This window comes from Streptomyces sp. Z423-1 (assembly GCF_013009255.1).
GTDB classification, from domain to species: Bacteria; Actinomycetota; Actinomycetes; order Streptomycetales; family Streptomycetaceae; genus Streptomyces; species Streptomyces gossypiisoli.
The window spans coordinates 9,233,606-9,250,299 of sequence record NZ_CP053109.1 but is presented as its reverse complement, the minus strand read 5'-3'; the positions used below and the strand labels follow the sequence as shown (position 1 = coordinate 9,250,299).

The following is a 16,694-nucleotide window of genomic DNA, read 5'->3' as shown; positions in this document are numbered from 1 at the left end:
GACCTGAGCCCGTGTGGGCCCTGCGAGGGTGCCGCCCAACAGGCCCGGCGAGAGAGCTGTTCGCCGCCTCAGAGGTCCCGCTGTTCCAGCGGTCGTACCGCCGGGCCTTGCAGGACCTGGCCGTCGGGGGCGAAGCGGGAGCCGTGGCAGGGGCACTCCCAGGCCTGTTCGGCGCGGTTGAACGCCACGAGGCAGCCCAGATGGGTGCAGCGGGCGGACACCGCGTGCAGCCGCCCGTCCTCGTCGCGGTGGACCGCGCAGCGGCGGCCGCCGATGTGCACGACGGCGCCGTCGCCGGGGGCGAGGTCGTCCAGACCCGGCCGGGTCAGGGCCGGGAGCCGGTCGCCGATGAAGTGGCGGGCGACATTGGCCTGGTGGCGGATGAACTGGCCGCCCTCGCGCAGCACGGGGGCGATGCGGCGCGGGTCGTACAGCTCGCTCCACGGCGCCGCGTCACGCCCGGTGATCTGGTCGCAGAGCAGTCGGCCGGACATGATCCCGCCGGTCATGCCCCAGCCGCCGAAGCCGGTGGCGACGTAGACGTGGCGGCTCGCGGGGTGCAGCAGGCCGACGAGCGGGACGTGGTCGGTGGAGTCGTTGTCCTGGGTGGCCCACCGATGGCTGAGGTGCAGTGTGCCGAAGTGGCGTTCGGCCCAGCTGGTGAGGGTCGCGAACGGCTCCTCGGAGTCCCGGCCGCTGCCCGGGGTGAAGTGCTCCCCGGTCACGATGAGCAGCCGTTTGCCGTCCGCGTACGGCGCCGTGCGCACCGAACGGGTGTGGTGCTCGGGCGTGATGTACATGCCCTCGGGGGCCTTGGCCGCGTCGACGGGGGCCGCCACCACGACCTCCCGGCGGGGTGCCAGGCGGGTGAAGAGCAGGGCGCGGTCGAAGACCGGGTAGTGCGTGGCGACCACGACCGCCCGGGCGGTCACGTGGGTGCCCTCCTCCGTGGTCAGCACGCACGGCTCGCCCTCGGTGAGCCCGAGGACGCGTGTCCCCTCGTACAGCTGCCCTCCCCCGCCGCGGATGGCGTCGGCCAGCGCCAGCAGGTACTTGCGCGGATGGAACTGGGCCTGGTCGGCGACCCGAACCGCGCCCGCGACCGGGAAGGGCAGGTCCGTCTCCGTGACGAACTCGGCGGTCAGTCCCGCCTCCTTGGCGGCCTCCGCCTCGGCCCGCAGCTCGGGGATCCGGCGGCGGCCGTGGGCGAAGGTGTAGGCGGCGGTGTCCTCCCAGTCGCACTCGATGCCCAGTTCGTGGACGATCTCGGCGGCGTGGTGGATGGCCTCCGTCTGCGAGCGCGCGTAGAGGCGGGCCCCGTCGGTGCCGCGGGTGCGGCGCAGCCGGTCGTAGATCAGGGTGTGCTGGGCGCTGAGCTTGGCAGTGGTGTGCCCGGTGACGCCGGCGGCGATCCGGTCGGCCTCCAGTACGGCGACCCCGTGCCCGCGCCGGGTCAGTTCCCAGGCCGTGCTCAGCCCGGCGATGCCGCCGCCGATGACAGCGACGTCCACCTGGAAGTCGCCGGCGGGCGGAGGCGCCGGGTCGCCGGGCGGGAGGGTGTCGAGCCAGTAGGACGCGTGGAGTGCTGCCTGCTCGGTCATGGCCGCCGAGTTCCCGTGGCGAGTGCCGGTCACACGGAGCCGTCCGTGTGAGGTGCCGGTGCCTCACGCACGACGTGCCGGTGCTTCCCGGGCGGGCGCTTCGAACGCGGCTTTCAAAGGCGCCGGATGCGCCACACGTTGTCCTCGCGGAAGCCCTCCTCCCCGTCGGGTGAGACGCTCGTCCGCCGTACGGTCTGGGCCGTCTCGACGCTCCAGTCCGCGTCGCGCAGTGCCAGTTCGGCCAGGACGCTCTCCAGCGTGGGGAAGACGGCCTCGAAGGGCGGTTCCGTCTGCCAGGACGGCCAGCCGGCGTGCATCACGATCAGGAGCGTGCCGTGCGCGGCGACGGCCTCGGCGGCTCGACGTAGGACCCCCTGCTGGTCGAAGGCGACCGGGGACTGCAGGTACTGGGCGTTCACCAGGTCGTAGGTGCCCTCGGGGAAGGTGCGGCCGAGCTCGTGCCGTTCCCAGGCGGTGCGGTCGCCGACCCCGGCGTCGGCGGCGTGCAGGGCGGCGCGTTCCAGGGCGGTGGCCGAGATGTCGACGCCGGTGACCTGCCAGCCGCGGGACGCCAGCCACACCGCGTCGGCGCCCTCGCCGCAGCCCACGTCGAGAGCGGTGCCGGGCTTCAGGTCGGCCACCTCGCGGACGAGCAGCGCGTTGGGGCGGCCGCTCCAGACGCGGTCGGTGTCGCGGTAGCGGGCCTCCCAGAAGGCGGCGGGCTCGGTGGGGGCGGGGAGTTCGGTCATGGCGTCTCCGTAAGGGGGTTTCGGTGCCGGGTCGGCGTCCTGGGACCGAGCCTCGCCCGGCCGTGGCCCGGGGCCAAACGCCTTTGCCGATACCGCAAATGGCCGGTTCCGCCCTGTCGTACGGTGGGGGCCGTGCAGAGCAGCGACCAGGAGCCCGAGGCCGCGGCGGCCCGGTTCACCGGGCGGGCGGTGACCGGCGTGCGACCGGTGTCCGGCACGCTCGCCGAGGTCACCCTCGACGACGGGCGGGTGGTGATGGTGAAGAGCCAGGACGCGCCGGGCGGAGTGCGGGCCGAGGCGGCGGGACTGCGGTGGCTCGGCGCGGCCGGCGCGGTGCGGGTTCCGGCCGTGCACGGTCATGACGGGCGGTGGCTGGTGACCGACCGGGTGCCGGACGGGCGGCCCAGCGGGCGGGCGGCCGTGCGCTTCGGGCGTGACCTGGCCGCGCTGCACGCATCCGGGGCGGAGGCGTTCGGGGCTCCGCCGCCGGGCGGCCCGAGGGACGCGTCGATCGGGCTCGCCCCGATGCGCAACGTCCCCGGCACCGACTGGCCCACCTGGTACGCCGAGCACCGCGTGCTGCCGTATCTGCGGCGCGCCGTGGACGACGGCACCGTGCGCGCCGCCGAGGCGAGCGTCGTCGAGCGCGTCTGCGAGCGGCTCCCGGAACTCGCGGGGCCCGCCGAGCCGCCCGCCCGGCTGCACGGCGACCTCTGGAACGGCAATGTGCTGTGGGGCACCGACGGGCACGCCTGGCTCATCGACCCGGCCGCGCACGGCGGGCACCGCGAGACCGACCTCGCCATGCTCCATCTCTTCGGCTGCCCCCACCTCGACGAGGTGCTCGACGGCTACCAGGAGGCCGCTCCGCTGGCCGGGGGCTGGCGGGACCGTATCGCGCTGCACCAGCTGTTTCCGCTGCTGGTGCACGCCGTGCTGTTCGGCCGGTCCTACGCCGTGCAGGCGCTGCAGGCGGCCCGGGCCACGCTGGCCCGCTGAGCCACGGGGCTCGCGCGCTGCCCGTGCAACGCCCGGGATACAGTGCCCGCCTCAACCGAGAGGAGACACCGCGGTGCAGGTCGGGGCGGGGAACGCGTGGCGGGGGCTGGTCCACGTGGCGTTGGTGGCGGGGCTGTTGACGGGCTGCGGGAAGGCGGCGGAGGACGACGCCAGGGCGACCGCGAGCGCCTCGGTGACAGACAAGACAGACAGGACAGACAAGGCGGCAGACAACACAGGTAAGGGGGACGAAGAGAGAGATAAGGGGGACAAGGCAGATCCGGCGGACGCCGCGGCCAAGGGCGTGGAGAGCGGCGGCAGGATCGGGGCGGCGGGGTCGGCCTGCGAGCTGCCCGTCTCCTTCGACATCGCCGCGCAGTGGGAGGCGGAGTCCATCGCCGACGCCTCGGAGGACTTGCCGGAGGAGGTCGCGGCGCTGGAGTGGCGGCAGGGGCCGGTGACCGTCGCCTGCGAGGTGGACGCCAAGCCCGCCGGGCACATCGGCTTCCTGCGGATCTGGACCGGCGCGCCGGGCGACGCCGCCCCGCGTGCCGTACTGGAGGAGTTCCTGGGCGCCGAGCAGGGTGTCAGCGAGGAGAAGTACCAGCCGTTCGAGGCGGGTGACCTCGCCGGTGCCGAGGTGGAGTATCTGTACGCGAGCCAGCTCACGGACGAGCCGAAGACGGAGCGCGCGCTCGCCGTCGCCACGCCGGACGGCCCGGTCGTCCTGCACCTCGGCGGGCTGGACACCGCGGAGCACGAGGCGATGCTTCCGGCGTACGAGCTGGCGAAGCGGACGTTGCGGGCGTCCTGAGACGCGCGGGCGACCCGGCGAGCCCGTCGAAGGTCCCCGGCGGGCCCTGCTCGCCCCCTTCGTGCAGGGCGGCTCCTCGAAGCCTCCCTGCTACGGATTCGCGCCTGCCCCGGGTGCGGGCAAGGGGCGTCAGGGCGCATTCTTGCTGTGTCGCCTGCGCAGCAGCCTTGCTGTGTCGCCTGCGCAGCGGCGCGCATGGACGAGGTAGGGCCGATGACTGGGAGCGCCGAGGGCCGGAACGGGACGCCCGGCGGGCTGGCCACGCTGCTGGCCGACGCCGCGGCCGAGGCGGTCCGCGCCGCCGGTGGCCGCGCCGCGGGCGTCTACGTCCCGTCCGGCACACCCGGCGTCCTGCGGCTCGCCGTCCTGGTGGGGCTGCCCGGGCGGCTGTACCGGCCCTGGTGGCGGCTGCACGTCGACCGCCGGTTCCCGGTCGCCGACTGCTACCGGCTCGGCGTGAAGGTGGTGCTGCCGAACACCATCGAGAGCATGCGCCGCTATCCGCAGTTCGCGGCCGGGCTGCCGTTCCCGGTGGGGTCGATCAACGTGCCCGTCATGGGGACGTCGGCGCCCTTCGGCGTACTGACCGTGCTGCTGCCGCCCGCCTCCGACATCACCGAGGTGCTGGTCGAGCGGGACCGGGTGGCCGAGATCGCCGAGGAGCTGGGCGCCGCCGTACGGCGGCTGGAGGCGGCGGGGGTGCCGCTGGTCTGGGACGACGAGCCGCTGTGCGCACATCCACCCGGAACGCGCCCGACGGCGGGGCGGGTCGGGCGGTTCGCCTGGCAGCCCACGACCGACCTGGTCACGGCGGACGACACCGCGCGGCTGCTGCTGCCACTGGCCGCCGAGGACCGGCCCTGGTGCGCGGACGCGCTGGTCCGGGCCGTGGCCGCAGAGGACGCGGACCGGCTCGTGGACCTGCTGCGGGAGGCGGCCGCGGGCAAGCAGCCGTCCGGGCCGCTGCTTGTGCGGACCGCGGAGGGCGCGGCCCGGCTGGTGGAGCTGTGGTGCCCGGATGCCGCCGTGCACGGCCCGGACCAGCCGGTCGGCGGGATCGTGCTCGACGCGGCCTCGGTGGCCGACGCGGCCGCCGACCAGCTGCCCCAAGGGCTGATCTGCCTGGACCGGCTGGGCATGATCGTGTATGCCAATCCGCGCGCCGCCGAGCTGCTGGGCGAGCCGCGGGCACGCTTCCTCGGGCGTGCGCTGTGGGAGGGCGTGCCGTGGCTGGCCCAGCCGGCGTGCGAGGACCATCTGCGGGCGGCGCTGCTGTCCCCCGAGCCCGTCCACTTCCATGTCAGACGGCCGCCGCCGGGTGGGCGGGAGAGCAGCACCCAGCAGTTGGAGCCGTACGACGGTGACTGGCTGTCCATCTCGGTCCATCCCGGCCCGGACCTTCTGACCTGCACCATCGGCCCCGCTCATCGCGGCGCGCAGGCCCCGGTCGCGCCCGAGGCCACGGACGAGGCCCCCGGTACCGGCGTGGCCGCGACCTCGCCGGTGCACCGGCCGATCGTCCTCGCCATCGCGCTGACCGAGGCGACCACCGCGCGGCAGGTCTCCGCCGTGGTCATGCAGGAGCTGCTGCCCGCGTTCGGCGGCCACCGGCTCGCCATATACCTGCTCCAGGAGCGGCACCTGTACCTGGCCTGGGAGACCGGCTTCCCACCGGGCTTCCTCGCGCCCTTCGAGGGCGTGGGCCTGGAGGCCCGGCTGCCCGGCGTGGAGACGCTGACCACCGGCCGGCCGCTGTTCTTCGACTCGATGCAGCAACTGGCGGACGCCTACCCCGGCATCCCGCTGGACGCCACCGAGGGAGCCCGCGCCTTCCTGCCGCTGATCGCGTCGGGGCGGCCGGTCGGCTCCTGCATCCTCGGCTTCGAGGGGCCCCGCAGCTTCAGCACCGAGGAACGGACGGTCCTCACCGCCCTCGCCGGGCTGATCGCGCACGCCATGGAGAAGGCCCAGCGCTACGAGACCGAGGCGGCGCTCGCCCGCGGGCTGCAGCGCGCCCTGCTGCCCCGGCGGCTGCCGGTCCATCCCCGGGTGGAGACGGCAGGCCGGTATCTGCCGGGCACGCAGGGCATGGACGTGGGCGGCGACTGGTACGACGTCGTGGAGGCCGGGGACGGGCTCGCCCTCGTGATCGGCGATGTGCAGGGGCACGGGGTGCAGGCGGCGGCGACCATGGGGCAGCTGCGCAGCGCGGTGCGCGCGTTCGCGCTCGACGACCGGCGGCCGGACGAGGTGCTGAGCGGCACCAACCATCTGCTCATCGACCTCGACCCCGGACAGTTCGCGAGCTGCTGCTACGTCCGTCTCGACCCCGTCACCGGCCGGGCCATGGCGGCCCGCGCGGGCCATCCGCCGCCGCTGCTGCGCCGGCCGGGCGGCCGTACGCTCGTGCTGGACATTCCCGGCGGTGTGGTGCTCGGGGTGGATCCGCACGCCGAGTACCCGGTGACCGAGCTGGTGATGGATCCCGGTGCCGTGCTCGCGCTGTACACGGACGGGCTCGTGGAGCGGGCCGGCTGCGACATCGACGAGGGGATCAGCGCGCTGCGGGTCGCGCTGGCCAAGGCCGGTGCCTCGGCGGGCCGGCCGGGCGGCCGCTCCCTGGTGACCGTCGCCGACCGGCTCACGGCGATCGCCCGGCACGCCACGGACCGGCCCGACGACATCGCGCTGCTGCTCGCCGCCCGCCGGAGCGGGAAGGCGGGTCGAGCACCGTACCGCCGGACCGGCCAAGCGGGCTGAGCACCATACCGCCGGACCGGCCAAGCGGGTCGAGCGCCGTACCGCCGGACCGGCAAAGCGGGCTGAGCACCATACCGCCGGACCGGCAAAGCGGGCTGAGCACCATACCGCCGGACCGGCAAAGCGGATTGAGCACCATACCGCCGGACCGGAAAGGCGGGTCGAGCACCGAACCGCCGGACCGGGAAGGCGGGCTGAGCACCGTGCCGCCGACGCCGTCACATGACGCACGCGCCTCACCGCACTGCGTGACTTCCCTCGCCTCCTCGGGCTCGGGAGTGTAGACAGGGCACATGGTCCGCCCATCGGGCCGATCCCGGACTCGGCCCACCCGCCCCCCCGAAGCAGCGCACGCGGCACGCACGCGTGCCGCTGTGCTGAGCGAGCGGCTGGCGCGGTCGGCCGCGGACGGCGGGCCGGACGGGCGGCGGCGTGGCGCCCGGTCACGGTGGAGTCCGGCCGCGGCCATACGGTCGGCGCTCAGCGGACGCAGCGTGGCCGGACAGGTGTTCGTCTTCCAGGTCGTGATCGTGCTGCTGCTGGTCGTGGTGGCCGTGGTGGCGCTGGTGCTGCAGAGCCGCCACGACACCACGATGGAGGCCCGCAACCGGTCCCTGGCGGTCGCCGAGACCTTCGCCAACGCGCCCGGCACCCGCGAGGCGCTGAACAGCCCGGACCCGACGGCCATCCTGCAGCCACGGGCCGAGGCGGCCCGCGAGGCGGCGCAGGTCGACTTCATCGTCGTGATGAACACCGAGGGCATCCGCTACACGCACCCCATTCCGGACCGGATCGGCAAGCGGTTCGTCGGCACCCTTCAGCCCGCGCTGGCCGGTGGGACCGTCGTCGAGCAGATCACCGGGACGATAGGTCCGCTGGTGCAGGCCGTGGTGCCGATCAAGGCGCCGGACGGCAGGGTGGTCGGGCTGGTGTCGGCCGGCATCACCACCGAGCACGTGGGCGGCGCGGCCAAGGAGCAGCTGCCGCTGCTGCTGTTCACCGCGGCGGGCGGACTGGTCCTGGCCACGGCGGGCACCGCGCTGGTGAGCCGCCGGCTGCTGCGGCAGACGCGGGGCCTCGGGCCCCGTGAAATGACCCGGATGTACGAGCACCACGACGCGGTCCTGCACGCCGTACGGGAGGGCGTGCTGATCGTCGACGACGACGGCGCCCTGCTGCTCGCCAACGACGAGGCCCGCCGGCTGCTCGGCCTGCCCGACGACGCCGAGGGCCGCCGGGTCCGCGACCTCGGCCTGCCGGTGGACACCGCGGAGCTGCTGGCGTCGGGGCGGGTGGCCACGGACGAGGTGCGGCTGGTCAAGGACCGGCTGCTGGCCATCAACCAGCGGCCCACCCATCTGCGCGGCGGCCCGCACGGCAGCGTCGCGACCCTGCGCGACTCGACCGAGCTGCGGGCCCTGTCGGGCCGGGCCGAGGTGGCGCGGGAGCGTCTCGACATGCTGTACGCGGCAGGGGTGGGCATCGGCACCAGCCTGGACGTCACCCGAACCGCCGAGGAGCTGGCGGATCTGGCCGTGCCGCGGTTCGCGGACTTCGTGACCGTGGACCTGTTCGACGCCGTGCTCGGCGGTGAGCAGCCGCAGGCCGGAACCGAGCTGCGCCGGACGGCCCTGGCGGGCGTACACCAGAGTCCGCCGCTGTATCCGGTGGGTGAGCGGATCCAGTTCGTTCCGTCCTCGCCGCAGGCCCGCAGTCTGCGGGCCGGGCGGGCGACCATCGAGCCCCGCCTGCGGGATGCGCCGGGCTGGCAGGCCCAGGACTTCGAACTCACCTCGCAGGCCTTGGAGTTCGGGATCCACTCGCTGATCACCGCGCCGCTGCGGGCGGGCTCCCTGATCCTCGGGATGGTCACCTTCTGGCGCTCGGAGAACCCCGAGCCCTTCGACACGGAGGACCTGGCCCTGGCCGAGGAGCTGGTCGCCCGGGCCGCCGTGTCCATCGACAACGCCCGCCGCTACACGCGCGAGCACACCATGGCGGTGACGCTGCAGCGCAGTCTGCTGCCGCGCACGCTGCCCGAGCAGAGCGCCCTGGACATCGCCTACCGGTATCTTCCGGCCCAGGCCGGGGTCGGCGGCGACTGGTTCGACGTACTGCCGCTGTCCGGGACCCGGGTCGCCCTGGTCGTCGGGGACGTGGTGGGCCACGGGCTGCACGCGGCCGCGACGATGGGCCGGCTGCGCACGGCGGTGCACAACTTCTCCGCCCTTGATCTCGCGCCCGACGAATTGCTCGGGCTGCTCGACGAGCTGGTCGCCCGGATCGACCAGGACGAGGCGGCGGAGGGCGGCAGCGCACCCGTCACGGGCGCGACCTGCCTGTACGCGATCTACGACCCGGTGGCACGGCGCTGCGCCATCGCCCGCGCCGGGCATCCGCCGCCGGCACTGGTCCTGCCCGACGGCAGCGCGGAGTTCCCCGATGTGCCCGCCGGTCCCCCGCTGGGGCTGGGCGGCCTGCCGTTCGAGACGGCGGACATGGAGGTGCCGGAGGGCAGCCGGCTGGTCCTGTACACCGACGGGCTGGTGGAGGACCGGGAGCGGGACATCGACGTCGGCCTCGACCTGCTGCGCGCCGCGCTGGAACAGGCCGGGCCGTCGCCGGAGGACACCTGCCGGGCGGTGCTGGACTCGCGGCCGGGGGTTCGGTCGAGCGACGACATCGCCCTGATCGTCGCCCGCACCCAGGCCCTGGGGCCCGACCGGCTGGCCGCCTACGACGTGCCGTCCGATCCGGCGGCCGTCGGCGAGGTGCGCGCCTCGATCACGCGGCGTCTGACGGAGTGGGGCCTTCAGGACCTGGCGTTCACCACGGAGCTGATTCTGAGCGAGCTGGTCACCAACGCGATCCGCTACGGCGGCACGCCGATCCGGGTGCGGGTGCTGCGGGACCGGAGCCTGATCTGCGAGGTGTTCGACAGCAGCAGCACCGCCCCGCATCTGCGGTACGCGGCGATGACCGACGAGGGCGGGCGCGGCCTGTTCCTGGTCGCGCAGCTCGCCGAACGCTGGGGCACGCGCTATCTGCCCGGCGGCAAGGTGATCTGGGCCGAACAACCGCTGCCGTGAGCCGGGGCGGGGCAGGGCAGGGGCGGGCGACTCACGCCGGACCTGATGTCGTCCGAAGGTGTTCTCAGGTGTGAGCGGTATCCGATGGGAAACCTTCCTATCAGTTCTGGGCTGGTCTCCGGCGCGGAGAACTCGTCGCTGGACTTGGAAGGTGTACGGGGACAGCTACCACCTCGACTGACGGCGGCACCGCGCAGACGAGGGCCCGGACACCGGCGGCGCGTCGATGTCCGGGCCCCGGCCGTCCGGCAGGCCGGTCAGCCGCCGTCGAGCCGGGAGCGCAGGAGGGCCTTGCCCAGTTCGGCGCCCTTGCGGCTGTCCGCCTGGGCCTTGCGGAACAGGTCCACGAGCTCCGTGTCCTTGTCGCGCTCCGCGTCCTGGATGTACGTCTCCAGGCGCAGCGCGTTGTTCAGACACGCCTCCACGTACCAGATGAGGTTGTAGTCCTTGTCCGGCGTGCCGGTCACGCCGCCGGTCTCCGTGCCACTGGTCATCCGGGCCTCCTCCTTCGCCGGTTCACCGGGGCCCTTCGGGCGCGGACCCCTCAGCGCGGCTCGGGTACCCCGCTGACCGCCGGGCACACCGGAAGGTCACCACGTCGGGTTGTCGCACGTGGGGACGAGTCCCGAACGGAACCGCCGCAAACGCCAGCCTGCGCCACCCCTTCCGCCGGATAGAAATATCTACCAGCATGCATATGCCGGATCGGCCTCGACCGGGGTCGAGCGGACATCCCCCGGAGCGGAACATGAGCGATGTCGTCTGGACGCGCGGAGTGGAGTGGCTCGCGGCCGCCTCGCCCGACCCCAGGGTGTGCAAGCGGGACTGGGACCGGGGCGAGGGCGTCGTCCTGCTGGAGGCGGGCCGCTTCTGGGACGTGCTGAGCGTTCCCGACCAGTTGGGCCTGCTCACGCTGGACCTGCTGTGGCGGCCCGCGCTGCCGGTGCCGGGCCCGACGCTGGTGGACACCGCCGCCCACCGGGTCGGCTTCTTCCTGCCGCCGGACCCGGACAGCAAGTGGATCGGCGCCGGTCTGCGGCACGCGGGCCGCGGGTCCTGGGTGGCGGTGCCGCCGCCGTACCGGTCCACCCGGTGCCTGGAGTGGCTGATCCCGCCCGACGGCACGGGCGCGCTGCACTCGCCGACCACCCTGGAGCTGGCACTGCGTCAGGCGAACAGCAGCCTGTCGGTGCTGGCGCCGCTCTGCGGCACGTGAGCGACTCACTCAGGACGTCAACTCGCCTCCCACGCACGGCAATTCAGACAGTTGCCACAGAAGCGAACAGAGAGCGGCGGATTCGAAGCCAAGTCTCATCAGACCGTGCGAGATCGGTCGCTGCCGGTTGTACTGTGCTGCGAGTGCCTCGCCACCGGGGCTTCGGATTCCGTCCTGCCCGACCTCTCCTGGAACCGTTTCGATGATCGAATTACCGGACCTGGTTGCCGGCGCGCTCACCGCCGGCACACTGTCCGCGCTCGCCCTCGCCGGCGGGCTGATGCGGTCCCGTCGGCAACAGGCCCAGCACCGGGCCGAGATCGCCGCCTTGCGCCGCCAACTCGACGGCACCCTGCACGCGTTCACCGCGGAGGTCGGGCACCTCGCCGCACAGCGCATGCCGGCCGCCGCCCGGCAGCTGGACCGGCCGCACGTCACCGTGCCCGGCCCACGGCAGCCGCATCTCACCGGCACCCCGCTGGGCGGTGCGCTGGAGGACGTCCTGGCCGCGCTGCGCGTGGAGCTGACCGCGCAGCGCACCCGCATCGACGCGGCCGCGCAGGCCGGGATGCGGGGCGCCACCCGGGAGATCCAGGCGGCCCTGTACCGCCTGCAGGACGCCCTGCGGGCGCTGCAACAGCGCTACGACGACCCCGAGTTGGCGCAGACCCTGTTCGAGCTCGACCACGAGAACGAGCAGTCGCTGCGCCGGGCGCAGGTCGCCGCGGTGGTGTGCGGGGCGTGGGTCGGACTGGCCCGCGAGGAGTCCCACCTGGTGGACGCGGTGACGGGTGGTCAGGCCCGGCTCGCGGGCTACCACCGGGTGCGGGTGCACAACCATCTTCGGCCGGGTACCGCCCTGGTGTCGCACGCGGTCGAACCGGTGGCGATCATCGTCGCCGAGCTGCTGGACAACGCGCTGCGGCACTCCGCGCCCGACACCGATGTGACGGTCAACCTGGAGCACGTGCACCACGGGGTGTGCGTCACGATCGACGACGCCGGGCTCGGCATGACCCAGGACGAACGGGCCCGCGCGCAGCGGCTGGTGGCCGGTTCCGATCCGATCCTGCTGACCGACCTCGGCGATCCGCCGCGCATGGGCCTCGCCGCGATCGGCCAGCTCACCCGGCAGTTCGACCTGAGCGTGGATCTGTCCTCGCCCTCCCCGTACGGCGGGGTGCGCGCGGTACTGCTGGTCGACAGCCACCTGCTGAGCCGGATCGACCCCGAGGAGCGGCCGCCCGCCGCCGGCGCCCCGCGCTCGACCCGCCGGGCCGAGCAGGACGCGCCCGCCCCGGCACACGCGTACGGCACCGAACCGGACGACGCCGCCTCCGGCGCCGTATCCCGGCACGACGGACCGCGGGACGCCGGGGGGCTGCCGCAGCGGCGGCGCCGGACCCGGGCCACCGCCGCCGGCGAGCCCGCGCCCCGCGGGCCGGCGCGGCGGCCCGAGGAGGCCGCTGCCGCGCTGGGCGCGCTGCAGTCCGGTACGGCGGCGGCGCGGGCCGTCGCCCGGGACAGCGGGCCCGAGCGGGCCGGCGAAGCGACCAGCGACACCGAACAGACCGACTACGAAGGGGGAGCGGCTCGATGACCAGCCGCGATGCGGGCGACACGGCGTGGGTGCTCGAACCGATCGTGCAGGTACCGCACGTCGTGGCCGCCGTCCTGCTCACCCGGGACGGCCTTGTCACCGGGTACACCGACGCGCTGTCGCAGCCGTCGGCCGAGCGGGTGGCCGCCATCACCAGCACCGTGCAGGGCGCCTGCCGGACGGCCGCGGCGGCGTTCGCCGACCGGGAGCGGGCCGAGGTGCGCCAGGTCGTCATCGAGTCCGACCACGGCTACGTCCTGATCGTGCCGACCGACCACGGCACCGTCGTCGCCGGGTACGGGGACGCCGAGGTGCGCCTGGACCTGCTGGCGCACCGGGTGCACTCGCAGGTGGCACGGCTCGGTGAGAAGGCGATGGCCGCGGCGCCCCGAGGAGCCGACGGCGGCCCGTCGGCATGACCGGCCGCCCAGGCGGCCGTCCCCTGGTTCCCGCGTATCTGTCGACGGGCGGCGTGGCCCGGCCGAGCCGTGACCGGCTGGAGCGGCTCTCCGTACTCACCAGCACCGGCGAGGTAGCGCCCGCCGATCTGCCGGCCGCTCAACTGGCCCTGCTGGACGAGTTGGCCGACGGTGCGCTGACGGTGGTGGAGGCCGCGGCGCTGCTGCGGCTGCCGGTCTCCGCGGTGCGGGTGCTGGCGGCCGGTCTCGTCGACCGGAACCTGGTCCTCGCCCGCGCGCCGATCCCGCCCGCCGAACGGTTCGACCCCGACCTGCTGAAGAGAGTGGCCGATGGCCTGCGCGCCCTCAAGCACAACTAGGACAGACTCTGGCGGCGTCCACCTCCCCGACAGCGCCCGCGAACTGGTGAAGATCCTGGTCGCGGGCCCGTTCGGGGTGGGCAAGACGACCCTGATCGACTCCGTGTCCGAGATCCGGCCGCTGCACACGGAGGAGCACCTCACCGAGGCGTCCGCGACCGTGGACGATCTCGCCGGGGTGCGGGAGAAGTCGACGACGACCGTCGCCATCGACTTCGGCCGGATCAGCCTGCCCGGCGGGATCGTGCTCTATCTGTTCGGCACGCCCGGACAGGAGCGGTTCCGCTCGCTGTGGGACGACATCGCGTACGGGGCGCTGGGCGCGCTCGTGCTGGTGGACAGCCGCCGGATCGACGCCTCGTTCGACGTGCTCGGGCTGGTGGAGGAGAGCGGGCTGCCGTACGCGGTCGCCTTCAACGCCTTCCCGGACGCCCCCCGCCACTACACCGAGGAGCAGCTGCGCACCGCCCTGGACCTGGACGCGGGCACGCCGATGGTGACGTGCGACGCCCGGGAGCGCGACTCCTCCATCGACGCGCTGCTCGCCCTGGTCCAGCATCTGATCGACCGCCACCCTCCGGAGCGCCGGTGACCACCTATCCCCCTGCCCAGCAGGCCTTCTCCCGCTCGGTGCCCGTGCGGCTGTGGGAGGACGGCTTCGCGCTGGATCCGTACCGCTACTACGCCGACCTGCGCGCCCAGGGCCCGATCGGCTGGGCCGAACTGGCGCCGGGCGTACCGGCGTACGTCGTCGTCGACCGGCGGGCCGCGCTGGACCTGCTGCACGACACGGAGACGTTCTCGCACGACCCGCGGCCGTGGGAGGCGACCGTCGCCGACGACTCGCCGGTCCTCGGCATGATGCGGTGGCGGCCCAACGCGCTGTTCGCCGACGGCGCCGACCATGTGCGCTACCGCACCACGCTGATCGACACCTTCGACCTCGTCGAACCGCACGATCTGCGGGCGCGGGTGCACCGGGCGGTGCATGTGCTGGTGAGCCGGTTCGGGCCGCGCGGCGAGGCCGATCTGGTGGGCGACTTCGCCCGGCCGCTGATGGCGCTGGTGTTCAACAGCCTGTTCGGGCTGCCGGACAGCCAGAGCGACCGGCTCAACGCGGCGCTCGGCAGGATGATGGAGGGCGGCGCCGATGCCGCGGAGGGCGAGGCGGAGTACGGCGGTTACGTCCTCGAACTGATCGCGGCGAAGGCCGAGCAGCGCGGCGACGACCTGCCGAGCCGGCTCCTGGACCACCCGGCGGGGCTCACCCCGGAGGAGGTCGCCTGGCAGGTGTTCCTCACCCTCGGCGCCGGACACGAACCGACCGCCAACCTGGTGTCGAACGCGCTGTCGCGGATCCTCGGCAACCCGGACTACTACTCGACGCTCACCAGTGGCGCCCGGCCCGTGATGGACGCGGTGGTGGAGGTGCTGCACCACGAGACGCCGCTCGCCAACTACGGCATTCACTTCGCCCGCAAGCCCCTCTCCTTCCACGGCGTGTGGATCCGGGCGGCGGTGCCGGTGGTCATCTCCTACGGCGCGCTGGCCCACTTCGCCGAGCAGGAGCGCGGAGACGCCCGGCACCCCGGGGACGCCTCGCACCTGTCCTGGTCGGCGGGCCCGCACGCCTGCCCGGTCAAGCAGCACACGCTGCTCATCGCCACGGAGGCGATCGAGCGGCTCACCCAGTGGCTGCCCGACCTCGAACCCGTCCTGCCCCGGGAGCGCCTGGCCTGGCGGCCGGGTCCCTTCCACCGGTCGCTGACCGCGCTGCCCGTGCGTTTCACCCCTCGCTCCCCCGACCAGCCAGGAGACCGCCCGTGACCGTGTCCGACCACATCGACCGCTTCGCCATCGACCCGTTCGGCGCCGACATCCCCGCCGAGAGCGCCCGGCTGCGCGCCCTCGGCCCCGTGGTGCCCGTGGAGCTGCCCGGCGGCATTCCCGCCTGGGCACCCACCGGCTACGACGTGCTCAAGGAACTGATCCTCGACCCGCAGGTCAGCAAGGACCCGCGGCTGCACTGGCGGCTGTGGCCCCAGATCGGCGAACACCCCTCCTGGGGCTGGATCCTGGGCTGGGTCGGGGTGGTCAACATGCTCTCCACGTACGGCGCCGACCACGCCCGGCTGCGCAAGTTGGTCTCGCCGAGCTTCACCCACCGGCGCACCGAGGCGATGCGCCCGCGCGTCGAGGCGGTCACCGCCGAGCTGCTCGACGCGCTGGAGACGGCCGGGGCCGGTGGTGACGTGGTGGACGTGAAGGCCGGGTTCGCCCATCCGCTGCCGATGCGGATCATCTGCGACCTGTTCGGCGTGCCGGAGGAGATGCGCGACGACACCGCGCGGCTGATCGCGGCGATCATGGACACGTCCGACCCGAGCCCGGAGCACGCGGCGTTCGTGCAGCAGCAGATCGGTACGGTGCTGCCCGCGCTGATCGCCCACCGCAGCGAGCACCCCGGTGACGATCTGACCACCGAGCTGATCCGGGTGCGGGACGAGGACGGTGACCGGCTCAGCGACGAGGAGCTGCTGTACACGCTGCTGCTGGTGATCGGTGCCGGGTTCGAGACGACCGTCAACCTCATCGGGAACGCGGTGGTGGCTCTGCTGCGGCGGCCCGAGCAGCTGGCGGCGGTGCGGGCCGGGGAGATCGGCTGGGACGCGGTCGTGGACGAGACGCTGCGCGTGCACCCGTCGATCGCCTCGCTGCCGCTCCGCTTCGCGGTGACGGACCTCAAGGTCGGGGACGTCACCATTCCGGCCGGGGACGCCATCATCACGACGTACGCCGCCGCCGGGGTCGATCCCGCCCACTACGGGCCGGACGCGGATGTCTTCGACGCCACGCGCGGCGCGGACGACCATCTGGCGTTCGGGATCGGTGTGCACCGGTGCATCGGCGCGCCGCTGGCCCGGATGGAGGCGCTGACCGCACTGCCCGCGCTGTTCGACCGCTTCCCCGAGATCCGGCTCGCCGAGGGCGAGTTGCGGCAGGTGCCGTCGTTCATCGCGTTCGGCTGGCAGGAGGTGCCGGTACGACTGCGGGGCTGAGGCCGGGAGCCGCCGGGGGCGCGACCGGT

Annotated in this window: 15 protein-coding genes; 11 read left to right on the top strand and 4 right to left on the bottom strand. The window is 73.9% G+C overall.

All coding sequences use genetic code 11. The features are described from left to right. Nucleotides 1-68 precede the first annotated feature (68 nt). Complete coding sequence (locus HJD23_RS42060) at nucleotides 69-1,601, bottom strand: FAD-dependent oxidoreductase (protein ID WP_171117331.1); 1,533 nt, start codon at nucleotides 1,599-1,601, stop codon at nucleotides 69-71. Between the two features lie 113 nt (nucleotides 1,602-1,714). After that, nucleotides 1,715-2,350, bottom strand: a complete 636-nt coding sequence (locus HJD23_RS42055) for a class I SAM-dependent methyltransferase (protein WP_171117329.1) — start codon at nucleotides 2,348-2,350, stop codon at nucleotides 1,715-1,717. 132 nt (nucleotides 2,351-2,482) lie between these two features. Between HJD23_RS42055 and HJD23_RS42050 the strand changes: the two genes are divergently transcribed. Beyond that, nucleotides 2,483-3,349, top strand: coding sequence for a fructosamine kinase family protein (locus HJD23_RS42050; protein ID WP_171117327.1), 867 nt, complete (start codon nucleotides 2,483-2,485; stop codon nucleotides 3,347-3,349). A gap of 51 nt (nucleotides 3,350-3,400) precedes the next feature. Here the strand turns inward: HJD23_RS42050 and HJD23_RS44565 are convergent, their stop codons facing one another. Then, nucleotides 3,401-3,553: a hypothetical protein gene (locus HJD23_RS44565; RefSeq protein WP_232107688.1), complete on the bottom strand. Its 153-nt coding sequence runs from the start codon at nucleotides 3,551-3,553 to the stop codon at nucleotides 3,401-3,403. On the opposite strand from HJD23_RS44565, the gene HJD23_RS42045 reads away from it, so the two are divergent. The 3 genes from HJD23_RS42045 to HJD23_RS42035 all read left to right on the top strand — a co-directional run bounded on the left by HJD23_RS42045 (nucleotide 3,543) and on the right by HJD23_RS42035 (nucleotide 10,012). Then, nucleotides 3,543-4,163, top strand: coding sequence for a lipoprotein (locus HJD23_RS42045; protein ID WP_240980946.1), 621 nt, complete (start codon nucleotides 3,543-3,545; stop codon nucleotides 4,161-4,163). The two genes, HJD23_RS44565 and HJD23_RS42045, sit on opposite strands and share 11 nt — an antisense overlap. Nucleotides 4,164-4,376: 213 nt before the next feature. Next, nucleotides 4,377-6,923 (top strand): SpoIIE family protein phosphatase, encoded by a 2,547-nt coding sequence (locus HJD23_RS42040; protein ID WP_171117323.1) that lies wholly within the window; start codon nucleotides 4,377-4,379, stop codon nucleotides 6,921-6,923. Nucleotides 6,924-7,216: 293 nt separating this feature from the next. After that, entirely contained in the window at nucleotides 7,217-10,012 is a 2,796-nt protein-coding gene (locus HJD23_RS42035) for a SpoIIE family protein phosphatase (RefSeq protein ID WP_171117321.1), read from the top strand. A 257-nt stretch (nucleotides 10,013-10,269) separates the two neighbouring features. On the opposite strand, the gene HJD23_RS42030 is transcribed toward HJD23_RS42035, so the two are convergent. Next, nucleotides 10,270-10,506, bottom strand: a complete 237-nt coding sequence (locus HJD23_RS42030; protein ID WP_141312788.1) for a hypothetical protein — start codon at nucleotides 10,504-10,506, stop codon at nucleotides 10,270-10,272. Between the two features lie 254 nt (nucleotides 10,507-10,760). Here HJD23_RS42030 and HJD23_RS42025 point away from each other — a divergent pair, with 254 nt between their 5' ends. The 7 genes from HJD23_RS42025 (at nucleotide 10,761) to HJD23_RS41995 (ending at nucleotide 16,665) form a co-directional block, all read left to right on the top strand. Next, nucleotides 10,761-11,228: a hypothetical protein gene (locus tag HJD23_RS42025; RefSeq protein ID WP_171117320.1), complete on the top strand. Its 468-nt coding sequence runs from the start codon at nucleotides 10,761-10,763 to the stop codon at nucleotides 11,226-11,228. A 202-nt stretch (nucleotides 11,229-11,430) separates the two neighbouring features. Further along, nucleotides 11,431-12,828, top strand: coding sequence for a sensor histidine kinase (locus tag HJD23_RS42020; protein ID WP_171134129.1), 1,398 nt, complete (start codon nucleotides 11,431-11,433; stop codon nucleotides 12,826-12,828). Continuing rightward, entirely contained in the window at nucleotides 12,825-13,247 is a 423-nt protein-coding gene (locus HJD23_RS42015) for a roadblock/LC7 domain-containing protein (protein WP_171108798.1), read from the top strand. The genes HJD23_RS42020 and HJD23_RS42015 overlap by 4 nt, the downstream gene beginning before the upstream one ends. Beyond that, on the top strand, nucleotides 13,244-13,606 hold the full coding sequence (locus HJD23_RS42010; RefSeq protein ID WP_171108800.1) for a DUF742 domain-containing protein: 363 nt from the start codon (nucleotides 13,244-13,246) through the stop codon (nucleotides 13,604-13,606). Before HJD23_RS42015 ends, HJD23_RS42010 begins: the two co-directional genes overlap by 4 nt. Further along, nucleotides 13,578-14,198, top strand: coding sequence for an ATP/GTP-binding protein (locus HJD23_RS42005; protein ID WP_171108802.1), 621 nt, complete (start codon nucleotides 13,578-13,580; stop codon nucleotides 14,196-14,198). Before HJD23_RS42010 ends, HJD23_RS42005 begins: the two co-directional genes overlap by 29 nt. Next, nucleotides 14,195-15,433 (top strand): cytochrome P450, encoded by a 1,239-nt coding sequence (locus HJD23_RS42000; RefSeq protein WP_171108804.1) that lies wholly within the window; start codon nucleotides 14,195-14,197, stop codon nucleotides 15,431-15,433. Before HJD23_RS42005 ends, HJD23_RS42000 begins: the two co-directional genes overlap by 4 nt. Then, a complete protein-coding gene (locus HJD23_RS41995) occupies nucleotides 15,430-16,665 on the top strand; it encodes a cytochrome P450 (RefSeq protein ID WP_171108806.1) in 1,236 nt (411 codons plus the stop codon). Before HJD23_RS42000 ends, HJD23_RS41995 begins: the two co-directional genes overlap by 4 nt. Nucleotides 16,666-16,694 lie beyond the last annotated feature (29 nt).